Below are 15,382 nucleotides of genomic sequence, written 5' to 3'. Positions count from 1 at the left end.
ACTCCCGGACACCCTCTCCGCTTGGACTATTCAGTTATTCCGACTTGAAGGGGAAGCCGAGCGCCTTGAGCAGCGCACGACCCTCGTCGTCGGACTTTGCGGTGGTGACGACAGTGATGTCGAACCCACGCACTCGATCAATCTTATCCTGATCGATCTCATGGAACACACTCTGCTCGGTCAATCCGAAGGTGTAGTTGCCATTTCCGTCGAACTGCTTGGCCGAAAGACCGCGGAAATCGCGGATACGGGGCAGTGCGAGGTTGATCAGACGATCGAGGAACTCCCACGCGCGGTCACCACGGAGGGTAACGTGCGCGCCGATGGCCTGGCCCTCGCGCAGCTTGAACTGCGCGATCGACTTGCGGGCCTTGGTCACCATGGGCTTCTGGCCGGTGATCTTGGTGAGGTCTGCAATAGCGCCCTCGATCACCTTGCTGTCACGAGCCGCCTCACCGACACCGGTGTTCACGACAACCTTGACGATGCCGGGCACCTGCATGATGTTGGCGTAGTCGAACTCCTCGCGCAGCTGCGGAACGATATCGCCCCGGTACTTCTGCTTGAGACGGGGCTGAACCTTGGTCTCAGTCATTTAGAGGTCCTTCCCAGACGACTTGGCGTAGCGCACGCGAACGGTCTTCTTCTTGCCGTCCTTCTCGACCTCCTCGACGCGGAACCCGACGCGAGTCGGCTTCTTCGTCTCGGGATCGACGATGGCAACGTTGGAGACGTGGATCGGGGCCTCAACGGTCTCGATACCACCCTCGCGGGTGCCACGGTCGGACTGACCGACGCGCACGTGCTTCTTGACGTAGTTCACGCCTTCGACGACGACACGGTCGCTCTCAGCGAGCACGTCGATGACGCGCCCCTGCTTGCCCTTGTAGCCGCCGCGCTCCTGCGACGGGCCCGAGATGACCTCGACGAGGTCACCCTTCTTGATCTTTGCGCCCATAGGACTAGATCACCTCCGGTGCGAGCGAGACGATCTTCATGAACCGCTTGTCGCGCAGCTCACGGCCGACCGGCCCGAAGATACGGGTACCGCGGGGCTCCCCGTCGGCCTTGAGGATGACGGCTGCGTTCTCATCGAAGCTGATGTACGAGCCATCAGCACGACGAGTCGACTTGCGCGCCCGGACGACGACGGCCTTGACCACGTCACCCTTCTTCACGTTGCCGCCGGGGATCGCGTCCTTGACGGTCGCGACGATCGTGTCGCCGAGACCGGCGTAACGACGCTTCGAGCCCCCGAGCACACGGATGGTGAGCAACTCCTTGGCACCGGTGTTATCGGCAACCTTGAGTCGGGATTCCTGCTGAATCACTTGTTACTCCTTCACTCAGTAAGCGCGAGGCTTACTTCGCCTTCTCGAGGATCTCGACCAGACGCCAGCGCTTGGTTGCGCTCAGCGGGCGGGTCTCGTGGATGAGCACGAGATCGCCGATACCGGCGGTGTTCTGCTCGTCGTGGGCCTTGACCTTCGACGAACGGCGCATGACCTTGCCGTACAGCGGGTGCTTCACGCGGTCCTCGACCTCGACGACGATGGTCTTGTCCATCTTGTCGCTGACGACGTAGCCGCGGCGAGCCTTGCGGTAACCGCGCTGCTCGTTCTCGACCTCAGCAGTCATTCTTAGGCCTCCTTCGTTTCGGTGCTCACCGAATCACTGGCGGCGTCCGCCTGCTCGGTCTTCTTGCTGCTCTTCTTCGCCTTCGCGGGAGCAGGGGCGGCCGCAGGGGTGACCCGCAGGCCGAGCTCGCGCTCGCGCAGCACGGTGTAGATGCGAGCGATGTCGCGCTTCACCTGACGCACGCGGCCGTGGCTCTCCAGCTGGCCGGTGGCCGACTGGAAACGAAGGTTGAAGAGCTCGGCCTTGGCCTTCTTGAGCTCCTCGGCCAGACGCTCGTCCTCGAAGCTATCGAGTTCGGTGATGGCCAGTTCTTTGGTACCGATCGCCATTACGCGTCGCCCTCCTCGCGCTTGATAATACGGGCCTTGAGCGGCAGCTTGTGGATCGCGCGGGTGAGCGCTTCACGAGCGAGCTGCTCGTCGACGCCGGCGACCTCGAAGAGCACGCGGCCCGGCTTGACGTTGGCCACCCACCACTCGGGCGAACCCTTACCCGAACCCATGCGGGTTTCCGCAGGCTTCTTGGTGAGGGGACGGTCGGGGTAGATGTTGATCCACACCTTGCCACCACGCTTGATGTGACGGGTCATCGCGATACGAGCGGACTCGATCTGACGGTTCGTCACGTAGGCGGGGGTCAGGGCCTGGATACCGAACTCACCGAAGGCGACAGTGTTGCCGCCCTTCGACTGACCGCTGCGGCTGGGGTGGTGCTGCTTGCGGTACTTGACTCGACGGGGAATCAGCATGCTTACTTCTCCGCTCCTGCTGCAGCGGGTGCAGCCTCAGCCTGAGCGCCACGGGGCGCACGGCGACGATCGCCGCGGTCGCGCGACGGCTTCTGGGCCGCCTGCTCGCGAGCGAGTTCCTTGTTGGTGAGATCGCCCTTGTAGATCCAAACCTTCACGCCGATACGGCCGAAGGTGGTCTTCGCCTCGTAGAAGCCGTAGTCGATGTTCGCGCGCAGCGTGTGCAGCGGCACACGACCCTCGCGGTAGAACTCCGAACGGCTCATCTCGGCGCCGCCGAGGCGGCCGGAGACCTGGATACGGATGCCCTTGGCACCCGCGCGCTGGGCGCCCTGCAGACCCTTGCGCATCGCACGACGGAACGCCACGCGAGCAGCGAGCTGCTCGGCGATGCCCTGAGCGACGAGCTGAGCATCAGCCTCGGGGTTCTTGACCTCGAGGATGTTGAGCTGGATCTGCTTGCCGGTGAGCTTCTCAAGGTCGGCGCGGATGCGCTCGGCCTCGGCGCCGCGGCGGCCAATGACGATACCGGGACGTGCCGAGTGGATGTCCACGCGGACGCGATCACGGGTGCGCTCGATCTCGACGCGCGAGACGCCGGCGCGATCGAGCTGCTTCGTCAGGTGCTGGCGGATCTTGATGTCCTCGGCAAGGTAGTCAGCGTAACGCTGGCCCTTCTTGGTCGAGTCCGAGAACCAGCGCGACACGTGGTCGGTGGTGATCCCGAGGCGGAAGCCGTAGGGATGAATCTTCTGGCCCATACCGTTAGGCTCCCTTCTTCGCAGCGGCGAGTTCGTCAGCGGTCTGCAGAACGACCGTGATGTGGCTCGTGCGCTTGTTGATACGGAATGCGCGACCCTGAGCGCGGGGACGGAAACGCTTGAGCGTTGCGCCCTCGTCGACGAAGGCGCGAGCTACGACGAGCTCGTCCTCGTTGAAACGCAGGTTCTCGTTGTCGGCCTTGACGCGGGCGTTCGCGATCGCCGAGGCGACGAGCTTGAACACCGGCTCTGCAGCGGCCTGCGGGGCGAACTTCAGGATGGCCAGGGCCTCCTGAGCGTTCTTTCCGCGGACCAGGTCAACAACGCGACGGGCCTTCTGGGGGGTGATGCGGATATGACGCACGCGTGCGATCGACTCCACCATTTCTCTTCCTCCTTCACGTCACCGCTTAGCGGCGACGGCCCTTCTTGTCGTCCTTCACGTGGCCACGGAAGGTGCGCGTGGGCGCGAACTCGCCCAGTTTGTGACCCACCATGGTTTCGGTGACGAACACCGGGATGTGCTTACGACCGTCGTGCACCGCGATGGTGTGACCCAGCATGGCGGGGATGATCATCGAGCGGCGCGACCAGGTCTTGATCACGTTCTTGGTGCCGGCTTCGTTCTGGGCAACCACCTTGTGCAGCAGGTGGTTGTCGACGAAGGGGCCCTTCTTGAGACTACGAGGCATCTTCTACTCTCTCCTACCTGCCGCTTAGCGCTTCTTGCCGGTCGGGCGGCGACGCACAATGAGCTTGTCGCTTTCCTTGTTCGGGTGGCGCGTACGGCCTTCCTTCTGACCCCAGGGGCTGACCGGGTGACGACCACCCGAGGTGCGGCCTTCGCCACCACCGTGGGGGTGATCCACCGGGTTCATGACGACACCACGCACGGTCGGGCGGACGCCCTTCCAACGCATGCGGCCGGCCTTGCCCCAGTTGATGTTCGACTGCTCGGCGTTGCCCACCTCGCCGACGGTTGCGCGGCAGCGCACGTCGACGTTGCGGATCTCGCCCGAGGGCAGACGCAGCTGAGCGTAGGGGCCGTCCTTCGCCACGAGGCGAACCGAGGCACCAGCCGAGCGAGCCATCTTCGCACCGCCGCCGGGCTTCAGCTCAATGGCGTGAATCACGGTACCGGTGGGGATGTTCTTCAGCGGCAGGTTGTTACCGGGCTTGATATCAGCACCGGCACCCGACTCAACGATGTCGCCCTGCTTCAGCTTGTTCGGGGCGATGATGTAACGCTTCGTGCCGTCCTCGAAGTGCAGCAGCGCAATACGCGCGGTGCGGTTCGGATCGTACTCGATGTGCGCAACCTTGGCGTTCACGCCGTCCTTGTCATTGCGACGGAAGTCGATGACGCGGTACTGGCGCTTGTGGCCACCGCCGATGTGGCGAGTGGTGATGCGACCCTGGTTGTTGCGGCCACCCGTCTTGGGGAGCGGGCGGAGCAGCGACTTCTCAGGGGTCGAACGCGTGATCTCAGCGAAATCAGCAACGCTCGAGCCGCGACGACCCGGGGTCGTCGGCTTGTACTTGCGAATAGCCATGTTGTGTTCCTCTTCGCCCCTTCTACAGCGCAGCCGTGAAGATGTCGATGGAGCCGGACTTCAGCGTGACAATGGCGCGCTTGGTGTCCTTGCGCTTGCCCATGCCGAACTTGGTGCGGCGGGTCTTGCCCTTGCGGTTGAGGGTACGGACCTTCTCGACCTTCACGCCGAAGACAGTCTCGATGGCGAGCTTGATCTCAGTCTTGTTCGCGGTCGGCTGCACCTCGAAGGTGTACTGGCCGTTCGCGTCGATGAGGTTGTAGCTCTTCTCCGAGACGATGGGGCGGATGATGACGTCGTGTGCGGACTTGTTCAGGCTCACTTCGTGTCCTCCTTGGCGGCGCGGCCGGCGACGAATGCGTCGAAGGCAGCCTTGGTGAAGACGAGATCGTCGCTGACGACCACGTCGTAGGCGTTGAGCTGATCCTGGTACAGCACGTGCACGTGCTGCAGGTTGCGGACGCTGAGCACGGTCGCCTCATCCTCACGGGTGACGACGACGAGCACGCGCTTGCCCGGCGCGACCGATGCGAGGAACTCGCGGGCCGACTTGGTGCTGGGCTTCTCAGCGATACCGAACGACTCGACGACGTGCAGACGGTTCGCGCGAGCGCGATCCGAGAGCAGGCCGGTGAGCGCCGCGGCGATCATCTTCTTGGGGGTGCGCTGCGAGTAATCGCGCGGCACGGGGCCGTGCACGATACCGCCGCCGCGGTGCTGCGGCATACGAACCGAACCCTGACGGGCGCGGCCGGTGCCCTTCTGCTTGAAGGGCTTGACACCCGAACCGGAGCGCTCGCCACGGTTCTTGGTCTTGTGCGTACCCTGGCGCGCAGCTGCGAGCTGAGCGGTGACCACCTGGTGGATCAGCGGGACGTTGGTCTCGGTGCCGAAGATGGCCTCGGGAAGATCGACCGAACCGGCCTTCTTGCCCTTAGCGTCGAGCACCTCGAGCTTGGTAGCGGTAGCCATGAACTACGCCCCCTTCACTGCGTTGCGAACGAAAACGAGACGACCGCGAGCGCCGGGAACCGCACCCTTCACCAGGATGAGACCCTTCTCAGCGTCGATCGCCTGCACGGTGAGGTTCTGCACGGTGACACGATCGCCGCCCATGCGGCCTGCCATGCGCTGACCCTTGAAGACGCGACCCGGGGTAGCTGCGCCACCGATCGAGCCCGGCTTACGGTGGTTGCGGTGCGCACCGTGCGAAGCCGAAACGCCCTTGAAGTTGTGGCGCTTCATGGTGCCGGCGAAGCCCTTGCCCTTCGAGGTGCCAACGACGTCGATCTTCTGACCGGCCTCGAACGTGGCGTCGACGGTGAGCTCCTGACCGAGCGAGTACTCGGCGGCGTCTGCCGTGCGCACCTCAGTGAGGTGACGACGCGGGGTGACGCCCGCCTTCTCGAAGTGACCGGCCGAAGGCTTGTTCACCTTGCGGGGATCAATCTGACCAGCCGCGATCTGCACGGCGCTGTAGCCGTCGACCTCGGGGGTGCGAATCTGGGTGACCACGTTGGGGGCCACCTCGATCACGGTCACGGGAACAACGTTGCCGTTCTCATCCCAGACCTGCGTCATACCGAGCTTGGTGCCCAGAAGACCCTTCACGTTACGTGCTACTGACATGTTCGGATCCCCCCTTAGAGCTTGATCTCGATGTTGACGTCGGCAGGCAGATCAAGACGCATCAGCGAATCGACTGCCTTCGGGGTGGGATCGACGATGTCGATCAGGCGCTTGTGCGTGCGCTTCTCGAAGTGCTCGCGGCTGTCCTTGTACTTGTGGGGCGAACGGATCACAGCGATCACGTTCTTCTCCGTGGGGAGCGGCACGGGGCCGATCACGGTTGCACCCGCGCGGGTCACCGTGTCGACAATCTTGCGTGCGGAGCTGTCGATGACCTCATGGTCATACGACTTCAGTCGAATGCGGATCTTCTGTCCCGCCATGTGACTCTCTACTTTCTACTTGCGTCGTACCGCAAACCCTCAGAGCGTGTCGAAGGGCTGGCGGCATTGGACGTCTTGCGTACCAGCGCCCTGGCACACGCACTCTGACGAGCGCAACGTGCTGGGTCTCTGTTCACCTGTCAAAAACCGCGCCTGCGATATACACAGGGGCGGCCCCGCACACAGAAAGCGACCGGGCTTTCGCCGAGCCGCTTCGATGCACGGGTGGTGTTCGCTACCCGCGGCCTCACCCACCCGCTCCGATTCCCGGACAATCCAAGACACGAAGCGGTGGCAATGCACTGCCTGGCAGTGATCCGCGCCGAAGCACGGAGTACTGAACCTGTCTATTCTCGCACGGGGAAGTTGAATGATGCAACCCGGGCGTGTCGCGGTTCGGAATCGCGCGCCCGCTAGGCGGGGACCGTGAAGCTAGGCATTTGGGCGGGCGGGGAGGAGGTTGGGGAGGAAGGAGTAGAAGACGACAACGGCGAGACCGGCGACGAGCAGGGCAAGTGTGCCCCACAAACCGGTGAAGAGCGACGCGATACCGAGCAGCGAGGCGATCGCCGTGCAGCCCGCCGTGATCGCGGATGCTTGCACATGCGTGTAGCCGCGCTGCTGGATGCGCTGGTAGGCGTGCTCCTTGTGCGGCTCATCCCAGCGCTTGCCAGCGCGCACCCGCTTCACGAGCGTCACCCCGACATCACCGAAGTAGATCACCATCGGGCCGATCGTCGCGAGGAACGGCACCCCCGCCACAAGCGCGGCGAAACTCGTCACCGCCACCGCTCCCCCGAGCAGGTAACTGCCGACATCACCGAGGAAGGCCCCCGGTTTCGTAAGGTTCCATGGCAGGAACCCTGCGAAGCCCCCGGCGAGCACCAGACCCACCAGCAACAACCAACCGTGCCCCGTGACAAAGCCCGCCACAGCGAAAGCGAGTCCGGCGATGACGCCGTGGAAACCGCTGATGCCGTTAAGCCCGTCCATGAAGTTCGCCACGTTGATGTAACTGGAGATGAAGAGCACCGCGTAGACCGCGAGCAGCAACAACGCCCACACCGGCGGCTGGATGAACACCCACCCGTTCACCCACTGCAGCACGACCGGGCTGACGAGCCCCGATGATCCGCCGAACAACTGCGGCTGCCACAGCAGCGACACCGCAACACCGGACGCGATGAGCAGCAAGCACAAGCTGCGCACCTTGACGCTCAAACCGCGCAGATCTTCGGAGAGACCCAGCAGACCCGCCGCAATCGACCCGGCAACCACCGTGATCGTGTTCGTCGACACAGCAGGGTGCCCGAACAGCAGAGGCAGGAACACCGATAGAATCCCGCCGACCGCCATCGCGATGAGCACCGCAAGCCCCAGGCCGCGCAGCACCGGACGCTCATGCGAAGAACGCTCATTGGGTACATCCATGATCCCAAGCTTCGTCAGCAGCGGCTTCACCGCGAACGGCAGCAGCAGGCTGAGCAAGAACGTGATCGCGCCAACCGCGATCACGCCGAAAAGTTCTGTCACTGCACCCGCTCCTCAGCAGCCTCGGTGAGATCGAGGCGCGCGATCCACCCCTCATGATCGAGCACATCGGGCGAAATCGTGTCGACGTGTGCGTGGGAGATCTTGGGATGGAAGGGACGTTCCCGCCCCTCACCATCGCCCACCAACTCCTCGTGCAGCTTCTCACCGTGGCGCAGCCCGGTGAACACGATCTCGATGTCTTTGCCCGACTGCGCGATCATGCGGCGCGCGACATCGATGATGCGCACAGGCTCCCCCATATCGAGGATCAGCACCTCGCCGGGCCGCCCGATGCCCCCCGCCTGCACCACCAACTGGCACGCCTCGGGAATCGTCATGAAGAACCGAGTAACCTCGGGGTGCGTCACAGTGAGCGGCCCACCCGCATCGATGAGCTTGCGGAAAGTGGGCAGCATCGAGCCGCGGCTGCCGATCACATTGCCGAAACGCACCGAAAGATAACGCTGCCCGGTCTGCTCCGCCATCCAAGCGGTGAGTTTCTCCGCTACGCGTTTCGAATGGCCCAGCACACTCGTGGGGTTCGCAGCCTTGTCAGTAGAAATGTTCACGAACGCACCGACACCGGCGCTGCGAGCCGCGCGCAGCACGTTGAGCGTGCCCATCACATTCGTCTTCCAGGCCTCGTCAGGGTATTGCTCGAGCATCGGCAGATGCTTGAGCGCCGCAGCGTGGAACACCACCTCAGGGCGTCGCTCCAGGAAGATTCTCTGCAGCGTGGCTTCATCGCGGATATCAGCAAGCACCACATCGTTCGTGTCGAGCAGGCCGTGCCCACTGATCGAAAGCTGCGTCTCCTGCAGCGCCGTCTCGTCACGGTCGAGCATGATGAGCTCGCTCGGCGCGAAGCGCGCGAGCTGACGGCACAACTCGGAGCCGATCGATCCGCCAGCACCCGTCACCAGCACCCGGCGATCCTGCAGATACTCGGCGATCGACTCGGTCTCAAGACGTACTGGGTGGCGACCGATGAGATCCTCAATGGAAAGCTCACGCACATCGGATATCGCCGAGGCGTTCTGCAGGATCTGCTCCAGCGGAGGCAGCACCATCGCGGTCACACCCGCGCGATCCGCCGCCTGATCAACCCGGCGCATCATCGCCGCATCAGCATCGCCGATACACACGATGAGGCGCGTCGCACGGGTCTGGCGCACCGCGTCTGCAAGGTCATCGAAACCGCCTAGCACGCGCACACCGCGCACCACCTGGTTGCGCTTCGAAGGGTCGTCGTCGAGGAAGCCGACCGGCAGCACCGCACCCTTGGCATCGGTGAGCAGCCGCTTCGCGGTCTGCACGCCCAGGTAGCCAGCACCGTAGAGCAGGGTGCGCTCGGCCTCAGCGCCAGGCTTGAGCTGACGCTCGCTGTAGAGCCGCAGCACGTAGCGAGAGACACCCATGAGACTAAAGGTGATCGGCGCGGCGATAATCATCGCGCTGCGCGGGATCCCGTTGCCATACCCCACCAGGAACGCGAAGATCCAGCCCACGATCATGACGGCCGTGATGTCGAAGACCAGGGCTCGCACCTCGTCGAAACTGCCAATCTCGTAGCGGTTGCGATACAGCCAGAACACCCAGCCGCCCAGGAGCTGCAACAGCACCGTGACAGCGATCACTGCGAGCGTCCAACCCCAGTGGATGCGGTTCAGATTGAAATCGAAGCGCAGCACCAGCGCCGCGAGAATCCCCACAGCCCAGGAAGCGGCATCGAGCAGGAACAGCAGCCCGTACTGTCTGGTGAAGTGGGCGACGCGCTCACCGGGGGTCTGCGGCACACGTACTCCATTCGATCTGATGAAACGGCCCTGGGTGGAACCCGGGAACATCTTCGAGGATACCGCCCGCGCCTCCGCTCCCCTCTGAGCAGACCTGGTGCGCCGCAGAACCTGCGATGAGCGAACGCATAAGAACCCGGACTCCGCTCCCCCTCGGGATGCGAAGTCCGGGCTCTGCTCGATATGGTGCCTGGCGCAGCCTGCCCATCTTCGACCCGAGGGACCCCCCGAGATCGGATCAGAGGCAGGTCACACCAGCAGCAATGGCGGCGGTGCCGTGATCCTGCCGCCCGGTGGCCCGAGCGAAGCTACCGTGCTCGATCCGCCATATTCCCACTCATCACCGAGGAACACGAAGCGGAACCTCTTCTCAGTGAGGGTGCGATCCCACTCTTTCGTGAAGAGTTTGAACTTCACCTTCACCTCGTAGCCCAGCTCAGCAAAGAGCTCGGCGGAGAACACCCACTTGTTCTTCGCGACACTGTACTTGATGCCACCGGCGACGCCGGCCCGGATCGAGATGTCGAGTTGGGGCCCGGCTAGCCCGTAAAGCGCCGTGTTCGGCGCAAACACGGGGCCGACAGCCAGCTCACCCTCAAACTCAGCGTTCAGATCAGCAATGGGACTGAAACCGAGCGGCATGCTCGACGACTTCGCCGGCTGGTTGAGTGATTCCCACCCGTTCTTATCGGTGTATTGCGTGCCAACCACATCGGTGCGGCTAAAGCCGATCTTCGCGGTGGCCGTCGCCTTCAACTCCAGCGTCGCTTTGATTTCGAGGTTGATGGTGTTCTGCAGCACAATCGGCACGGGCCCCGCCATGATCGTGGTGACCGGCATATTGATCGACATCACCCGCTGCGACAGCGTCATGGCGCCCTCGAACTTGACGAAGAGCGAGACCGCGGCCTGCGCCTTGAGCGTGTTCGACAGCTCAATCGAGAACTTAGTGACGGTGATGCCCGTTGGGATCACCCGCCACTTCCAGGTGATATCGGTGTCGAGTGTGAACTTGAGCGACGGAAGCGCCTGCGCAGCGAGCGATATGCCGACCCCGCCCTTGACGGAGCCTTCCTTCGCCCAGCGCTTGACCTCGTTCGCTACCTCGGCTTCGGGGTCGGAGGACGACGAACCGACGTCGGTCACGCCCCAGCTCTTCTCCTTCTTCACAATCTTCGTATTGACCTTGAAGCCGAACGCGGCCGAGATCTCCGCGCCCGCAGCGGGCCGGATTCCCACTGGCCCCGTCTGCTGCATCAGCGCAGAGCTAATACTCCCCTGTGCGGCGCTGGAACCGACGGTGTCAACCATCGGCACCGGCGGGCACTGCCCATCGCCCTGGTCGGTCGCATTGGGATCGCACTCGTAGGGGAATGGGTCGAGGTCAACCTCATCCCCGGTCACGATCTCGGCGGTTTCGTATCCGGTGTCACCGGGCACGCGTTCCGCCTCGACAGCCTCGGGCACGCCGTCGACCTCTACAGTGGCGCCGAAGCCCGACTCGTCAAGCCCGCTCTCCTCAAGGTTCTCGTACTGCTCATGCTCGTCGATGTCGACCTGCAGGAAGACGTCTTCGATCTTCGCCGACTTGGTGCGCACTCGCCACCGTTCACCCACGAGATCTCGTGACTCGACCTCGGCGAAGAGGCCGTTCGGTGTGGTCTCGGTGGCACCTGAGATCAGCGTGTCACCAGGCTTCACATTCCAATGCGTCGCCACATAGACCACGTCGGGCTCCTCAGGCACCACAGTGGCATCGACGGTGCCGGCAGTCTGGTTGAGCACGTGGATTTCAGGGTCGATGACGGTGTCGTCTTCGGTGAAGCGCTGCACATTCAGAGTGACCTCGGCGCGCTTCGCATTGTCGCCGCGGTCGAAGGCCTCGACCGCGTAGCCGAAGGTGCCGCTCTGCGGCGCCGAGAGATCCGCCTCCCAGCGCAGCACGCCCTGCTCTTCCCAGACATCGGCGTAGCCGAGAATCCCATCGACGCCGTCGACCGATATCTCGATCCGGTCGAGGCTCGGGGTGCCCGACTCGCTCGAGACGGTGCCGCCCAGGGTGAAGTAGCCTTCCTCGGAGAGGTCGACCTGCTCGCCCTGCTGGTGCGTGTCGATCGTGATATCGAAGTTCTTCGTGGCCTGCCTGCGCTCAGCGCCGAGGATGTCGCCAACGGGCAACCATGACAGCTGCGCCTCCCCTCGCCGCAGCGTGTAGCCGTCTTCGTTGCTGCCTGTCGAGGCCGGCACGATCACGAGCTGAGGCGCAGCGCCACGGGCAGGATCGACGACGGCGCCCCGCGCGCGGCCTTCATAGGCCGGGCCGAACTCGAAGAAGCTGCGCTCAGTACCGGCCGTGGGGGTGAGCGCCACAAGCGCGATCGAATAGGCGGCATCCGAGTTACGAGTGGCCGTGGCGAAGTCATCGCGTCGTTCAGTGACCTTGTCGGTGTAGCTCTCGTCGAGGCTAGCCGTGGGGACGAAGCTGCCAGGCAGGCTCAACTGGGTTCCTTGGTCGGGCGCATCAGGCATCCAGCCGACGACGTGCAGCAGGAGTTGCCCCGTCGCACCGGCAACACGCACAGGCACGCCCCCGTTCTCGTCCGGAGACAGCACCGTGGTGAAGGTGCTCACCCCGGCCGGCAGCGGCATTCGCTGCGTACCGAGGTCGAGCGTTCCTGCGCGATCGAGCTCGACCGTGGCGGTGACATAGGCGGCGCGCACCCGCTCACTGGGCACGCCTCCCTGTCCCGTCAGGCCGACGTAGACCGGATCGCCGCCGAGGCCCGAACCGGCGAGGCCATTGCGCGTGTCGGCCCGCAGCACAGGCTCGGCGAGCACCAGGGTGGAGCCGGGCTGAGCCTGGGAGCCGTTGAACGCGGCAAGCACCTCGACGCGCAGCTGCACAGGTGCATTGGCCCAGAGCTGCGCCCGCCCTTCGGCATCGACGGGCACCAGCATCGTGGTGGATGCGGAAACGCCCGCAGCGGTCTGCAGCGATGGCACACCACCTGCACGGAACACGACGGTGTCCTGTGCGGGTGAGAACACCGACACCCGCACCAGTGCGGAACTGTAGTTGATCGCCCCCTCTCCCAGGGAGACCAGACTGCCTGCTTCGGTGCCCAGCACCGCTCCGATACCGACCTCTGAATCGACCTCCGGGAGGCGGTCGCGATCGTTCACCCGGTAGCCGATCTCACCGGTGACCGGAACCGGATCGTAGTCGTCAGGATTCACGGGATCGGCATGCGCCGAAGCCGCGGAGCCGAGCACGAGCATGACAGCCGTGACGGAGGCGATGGCCAGACGTGTCATATGCTTCATCGTGCGACCTCCTCGCGCGAGGCGCGCACGCGGCGCACGCTCCAGACCGTACCGCCGGCAACCACGAGCAGCGCACCGGCCAGCGCCAGCCAGATCTGCTCCTCACCGCCGGTGCGTGCCATCTTGCCCTTCGCACCGCGCTGCTGCGAATCAGTGTCAGTACCAGGGACAGCAGGCTTCGGCTCCTCGCCAGGCTTAGCCGGGCCGGCCGGGATCGCGAGGCGCAGATTCGCGCTCTGCAGCACCTGCCCCTGGGCGTCGAGCACGGTGACCGCAAGATCGGGCCGCGTCGCCGGCGCTCCCGGCTTCGGCAGGATCGTCAGCTTCAGCGCGCCGGGCACCGCCGCGATCTCGCCGTGTAGCCCGAAGGTTGTCGGCGTCATCGTCACATCGACGGTCGACGCACCGTTCTCAGCGCGCACTGAGACAGCTTCCCTGCTCAGGCCGCTCTGCTCGAGCTCGATCCACACGCGTGCCGTTTCCGACGGCAGTGTGATCCCGCCGATCGGGTCTGAACCTGTGGCGTGAGCCGCCGTCACCCCGCCGAACAGCGTCGCCAGGAGCACACTCCCGATCACGCCGAGACGAAGCCTGTTTCGCATCCCCATCTGCTACTCCCCATACTCCGAAGCCCGCGAGCGCGGGCGACGCATGGGAACACCTTACGGAGCGGCGACACGAGAAAGAAACGGAGTAGGTGGAAACGCCTACAAGGAAGCACCCTCACCGCGCACCCCGGAAACGCAAAAGACCCCCGGGATTGCTCCCGGGGGTCTTTCTTAGCTCGCTAGCGAGACTTACTCGACAACCTTGGTCACCGTGCCGGCGCCGACGGTGCGGCCACCCTCACGGATCGCGAAGCCGAGGCCCTCTTCCATAGCGATCGGCTGGATCAGCTCGACCGACATGTCGGTGGTGTCGCCGGGCATAACCATCGGCTTGTCCTCGGGCAGGGTGATGACACCGGTCACGTCAGTCGTACGGAAGTAGAACTGCGGACGGTAGTTCGTCTCGAACGGGTTGTGACGGCCGCCCTCTTCCTTCTTGAGGATGTAGGCAGTGCCCTCGAACTTGGTGTGCGGGGTGATCGAACCGGGCTGAACGACAACCTGGCCGCGCTCCACGTCCTCGCGCTTGGTGCCGCGGAGGAGGAGGCCACAGTTCTCGCCGGCCCAAGCCTCGTCGAGCTGCTTGTGGAACATCTCGATGCCCGTGACGGTGGTCTTCTGCGTCGGACGCAGACCCACGATCTCGACCTCAGAGTTGATCTTCAGCGTGCCGCGCTCGGCACGACCGGTGACGACGGTGCCGCGACCGGTGATGGTGAAGACGTCCTCGACGGGCATGAGGAACGGCTTGTCCTTGTCACGCACGGGATCGGGGATCGACTCGTCGACAGCCTCCATGAGCTCGAGAATGGAGTTGACCCACTTCTCTTCGCCCTGCAGAGCCTGGTAGCCCGAGACGCGCACGACGGGAGCGTTGTCGCCATCGAAGCCGTTCTTGGTGAGCTCCTCGCGGACCTCCATCTCGACGAGCTCGAGGATTTCCTCGTCGTCGACCTGATCGCACTTGTTGAGCGCGACGAGCAGGTAAGGAACGCCGACCTGCTTAGCGAGAAGGATGTGCTCCTTCGACTGAGCCATGAGGCCATCGGTCGCGGCGACCACGAGGATCGCGCCGTCCATCTGAGCGGCACCGGTGATCATGTTCTTGATGTAGTCGGCGTGGCCGGGTGCATCAACGTGAGCGTAGTGACGCTTCGGGGTCTCGTACTCAACGTGCGAGATGTTGATGGTAATGCCGCGCTGGCGCTCCTCGGGAGCCGAGTCGATCGTGTCGAAGTCGCGCTGGACGTTGGTGTCCGACGGGAACTTGTCAGCGAGGGTCTTCGAGATCGCCGCGGTAAGGGTGGTCTTACCGTGGTCGACGTGACCGATCGTACCGATGTTTACGTGCGGCTTGGTCCGCTCGAACTTGGCCTTCGCCACTATGGTCCTCCTCAGGACGTCGTTGCACCTGCTTCTCTCCGACGGTTTCGGAGAGCTACCGGTGCGGGGTGTGTGTACCTATGTTA

General features: G+C 64.1%; 19 protein-coding genes. All 19 read right to left on the bottom strand.

All coding sequences use genetic code 11. The features are described from left to right. Nucleotides 1-34: 34 nt before the first annotated feature. The 19 genes from rplE to tuf all read right to left on the bottom strand — a co-directional run bounded on the left by rplE (nucleotide 35) and on the right by tuf (nucleotide 15,296). Nucleotides 35-595 (bottom strand): 50S ribosomal protein L5, encoded by a 561-nt coding sequence (gene rplE / locus WFL22_RS01135; RefSeq protein WP_336651530.1) that lies wholly within the window; start codon nucleotides 593-595, stop codon nucleotides 35-37. Beyond that, entirely contained in the window at nucleotides 596-958 is a 363-nt protein-coding gene (rplX, locus tag WFL22_RS01130) for a 50S ribosomal protein L24 (RefSeq protein ID WP_024356782.1), read from the bottom strand. It lies immediately after the preceding gene. A 4-nt stretch (nucleotides 959-962) separates the two neighbouring features. Next, nucleotides 963-1,331 (bottom strand): 50S ribosomal protein L14, encoded by a 369-nt coding sequence (gene rplN, locus WFL22_RS01125; protein WP_017885317.1) that lies wholly within the window; start codon nucleotides 1,329-1,331, stop codon nucleotides 963-965. 31 nt (nucleotides 1,332-1,362) lie between these two features. Next, nucleotides 1,363-1,638 (bottom strand): 30S ribosomal protein S17, encoded by a 276-nt coding sequence (rpsQ, locus tag WFL22_RS01120; protein ID WP_336651531.1) that lies wholly within the window; start codon nucleotides 1,636-1,638, stop codon nucleotides 1,363-1,365. A gap of 2 nt (nucleotides 1,639-1,640) precedes the next feature. Continuing rightward, entirely contained in the window at nucleotides 1,641-1,967 is a 327-nt protein-coding gene (rpmC, locus tag WFL22_RS01115; RefSeq protein ID WP_336651532.1) for a 50S ribosomal protein L29, read from the bottom strand. After that, nucleotides 1,967-2,386, bottom strand: a complete 420-nt coding sequence (rplP, locus tag WFL22_RS01110) for a 50S ribosomal protein L16 (protein WP_017885320.1) — start codon at nucleotides 2,384-2,386, stop codon at nucleotides 1,967-1,969. Before rplP ends, rpmC begins: the two co-directional genes overlap by 1 nt. A 2-nt stretch (nucleotides 2,387-2,388) precedes the next feature. Next, entirely contained in the window at nucleotides 2,389-3,147 is a 759-nt protein-coding gene (gene rpsC, locus WFL22_RS01105; protein WP_024356779.1) for a 30S ribosomal protein S3, read from the bottom strand. 4 nt (nucleotides 3,148-3,151) lie between these two features. Beyond that, on the bottom strand, nucleotides 3,152-3,532 hold the full coding sequence (rplV, locus tag WFL22_RS01100) for a 50S ribosomal protein L22 (RefSeq protein WP_024356778.1): 381 nt from the start codon (nucleotides 3,530-3,532) through the stop codon (nucleotides 3,152-3,154). 25 nt (nucleotides 3,533-3,557) lie between these two features. Next, complete coding sequence (rpsS, locus tag WFL22_RS01095; RefSeq protein WP_017885323.1) at nucleotides 3,558-3,839, bottom strand: 30S ribosomal protein S19; 282 nt, start codon at nucleotides 3,837-3,839, stop codon at nucleotides 3,558-3,560. A gap of 24 nt (nucleotides 3,840-3,863) precedes the next feature. After that, complete coding sequence (gene rplB / locus WFL22_RS01090) at nucleotides 3,864-4,700, bottom strand: 50S ribosomal protein L2 (protein WP_024356777.1); 837 nt, start codon at nucleotides 4,698-4,700, stop codon at nucleotides 3,864-3,866. A gap of 22 nt (nucleotides 4,701-4,722) precedes the next feature. After that, nucleotides 4,723-5,022 carry a 50S ribosomal protein L23 gene (gene rplW, locus WFL22_RS01085; protein WP_336651533.1) on the bottom strand — a complete coding sequence of 100 codons (300 nt, stop codon included), beginning with the start codon at nucleotides 5,020-5,022 and terminating at the stop codon, nucleotides 4,723-4,725. Next, nucleotides 5,019-5,672, bottom strand: coding sequence for a 50S ribosomal protein L4 (gene rplD, locus WFL22_RS01080; protein WP_336651534.1), 654 nt, complete (start codon nucleotides 5,670-5,672; stop codon nucleotides 5,019-5,021). Before rplD ends, rplW begins: the two co-directional genes overlap by 4 nt. Nucleotides 5,673-5,675: 3 nt before the next feature. Continuing rightward, nucleotides 5,676-6,329 (bottom strand): 50S ribosomal protein L3, encoded by a 654-nt coding sequence (rplC, locus tag WFL22_RS01075; protein WP_223044596.1) that lies wholly within the window; start codon nucleotides 6,327-6,329, stop codon nucleotides 5,676-5,678. Nucleotides 6,330-6,343: 14 nt separating this feature from the next. Beyond that, nucleotides 6,344-6,652, bottom strand: a complete 309-nt coding sequence (gene rpsJ / locus WFL22_RS01070; RefSeq protein WP_010156393.1) for a 30S ribosomal protein S10 — start codon at nucleotides 6,650-6,652, stop codon at nucleotides 6,344-6,346. Nucleotides 6,653-7,084: 432 nt separating this feature from the next. After that, nucleotides 7,085-8,185 carry a UDP-phosphate alpha-N-acetyl-D-fucosaminephosphotransferase gene (locus WFL22_RS01065; protein WP_336991135.1) on the bottom strand — a complete coding sequence of 367 codons (1,101 nt, stop codon included), beginning with the start codon at nucleotides 8,183-8,185 and terminating at the stop codon, nucleotides 7,085-7,087. Beyond that, on the bottom strand, nucleotides 8,182-9,981 hold the full coding sequence (locus WFL22_RS01060) for a polysaccharide biosynthesis protein (protein ID WP_336651536.1): 1,800 nt from the start codon (nucleotides 9,979-9,981) through the stop codon (nucleotides 8,182-8,184). Before WFL22_RS01060 ends, WFL22_RS01065 begins: the two co-directional genes overlap by 4 nt. A 249-nt stretch (nucleotides 9,982-10,230) precedes the next feature. Beyond that, nucleotides 10,231-13,305: a hypothetical protein gene (locus WFL22_RS01055; RefSeq protein WP_336991134.1), complete on the bottom strand. Its 3,075-nt coding sequence runs from the start codon at nucleotides 13,303-13,305 to the stop codon at nucleotides 10,231-10,233. Continuing rightward, the gene (locus tag WFL22_RS01050; RefSeq protein ID WP_336991132.1) at nucleotides 13,302-13,907 is read right to left on the bottom strand and encodes an LPXTG cell wall anchor domain-containing protein; all 606 of its coding nucleotides are present in this window, start codon (nucleotides 13,905-13,907) and stop codon (nucleotides 13,302-13,304) included. The genes WFL22_RS01055 and WFL22_RS01050 overlap by 4 nt, the downstream gene beginning before the upstream one ends. Before the next feature lie 195 nt (nucleotides 13,908-14,102). After that, a complete protein-coding gene (tuf, locus tag WFL22_RS01045; RefSeq protein ID WP_336651539.1) occupies nucleotides 14,103-15,296 on the bottom strand; it encodes an elongation factor Tu in 1,194 nt (397 codons plus the stop codon). Nucleotides 15,297-15,382 lie beyond the last annotated feature (86 nt).

The organism is Leucobacter sp. VD1 (assembly GCF_037150695.1).
Lineage (GTDB): Bacteria > Actinomycetota > Actinomycetes > Actinomycetales > Microbacteriaceae > Leucobacter.
Note: the sequence above shows the minus strand (reverse complement) of the source record. Positions and strands in the feature narration are given on the sequence as shown.

Bases quoted from the DNA above. Each gene is read 5' to 3' on its own strand.
- rplX (WP_024356782.1), bottom strand. From the start codon at position 958: ATGGGCGCAAAGATCAAGAAGGGTGACCTCGTCGAGGTCATCTCGGGC.
- rplE (WP_336651530.1), bottom strand. From the start codon at position 595: ATGACTGAGACCAAGGTTCAGCCCCGTCTCAAGCAGAAGTACCGGGGC.
- rpsJ (WP_010156393.1), bottom strand. From the start codon at position 6,652: ATGGCGGGACAGAAGATCCGCATTCGACTGAAGTCGTATGACCATGAG.
- rplB (WP_024356777.1), bottom strand. From the start codon at position 4,700: ATGGCTATTCGCAAGTACAAGCCGACGACCCCGGGTCGTCGCGGCTCG.
- rpsQ (WP_336651531.1), bottom strand. From the start codon at position 1,638: ATGACTGCTGAGGTCGAGAACGAGCAGCGCGGTTACCGCAAGGCTCGC.
- rplC (WP_223044596.1), bottom strand. From the start codon at position 6,329: ATGTCAGTAGCACGTAACGTGAAGGGTCTTCTGGGCACCAAGCTCGGT.
- rplP (WP_017885320.1), bottom strand. From the start codon at position 2,386: ATGCTGATTCCCCGTCGAGTCAAGTACCGCAAGCAGCACCACCCCAGC.
- rpsC (WP_024356779.1), bottom strand. From the start codon at position 3,147: ATGGGCCAGAAGATTCATCCCTACGGCTTCCGCCTCGGGATCACCACC.
- rplV (WP_024356778.1), bottom strand. From the start codon at position 3,532: ATGGTGGAGTCGATCGCACGCGTGCGTCATATCCGCATCACCCCCCAG.
- rpsS (WP_017885323.1), bottom strand. From the start codon at position 3,839: ATGCCTCGTAGTCTCAAGAAGGGCCCCTTCGTCGACAACCACCTGCTG.
- WFL22_RS01050 (WP_336991132.1), bottom strand. From the start codon at position 13,907: ATGCGAAACAGGCTTCGTCTCGGCGTGATCGGGAGTGTGCTCCTGGCG.
- WFL22_RS01055 (WP_336991134.1), bottom strand. From the start codon at position 13,305: ATGAAGCATATGACACGTCTGGCCATCGCCTCCGTCACGGCTGTCATG.
- rplD (WP_336651534.1), bottom strand. From the start codon at position 5,672: ATGGCTACCGCTACCAAGCTCGAGGTGCTCGACGCTAAGGGCAAGAAG.
- rpmC (WP_336651532.1), bottom strand. From the start codon at position 1,967: ATGGCGATCGGTACCAAAGAACTGGCCATCACCGAACTCGATAGCTTC.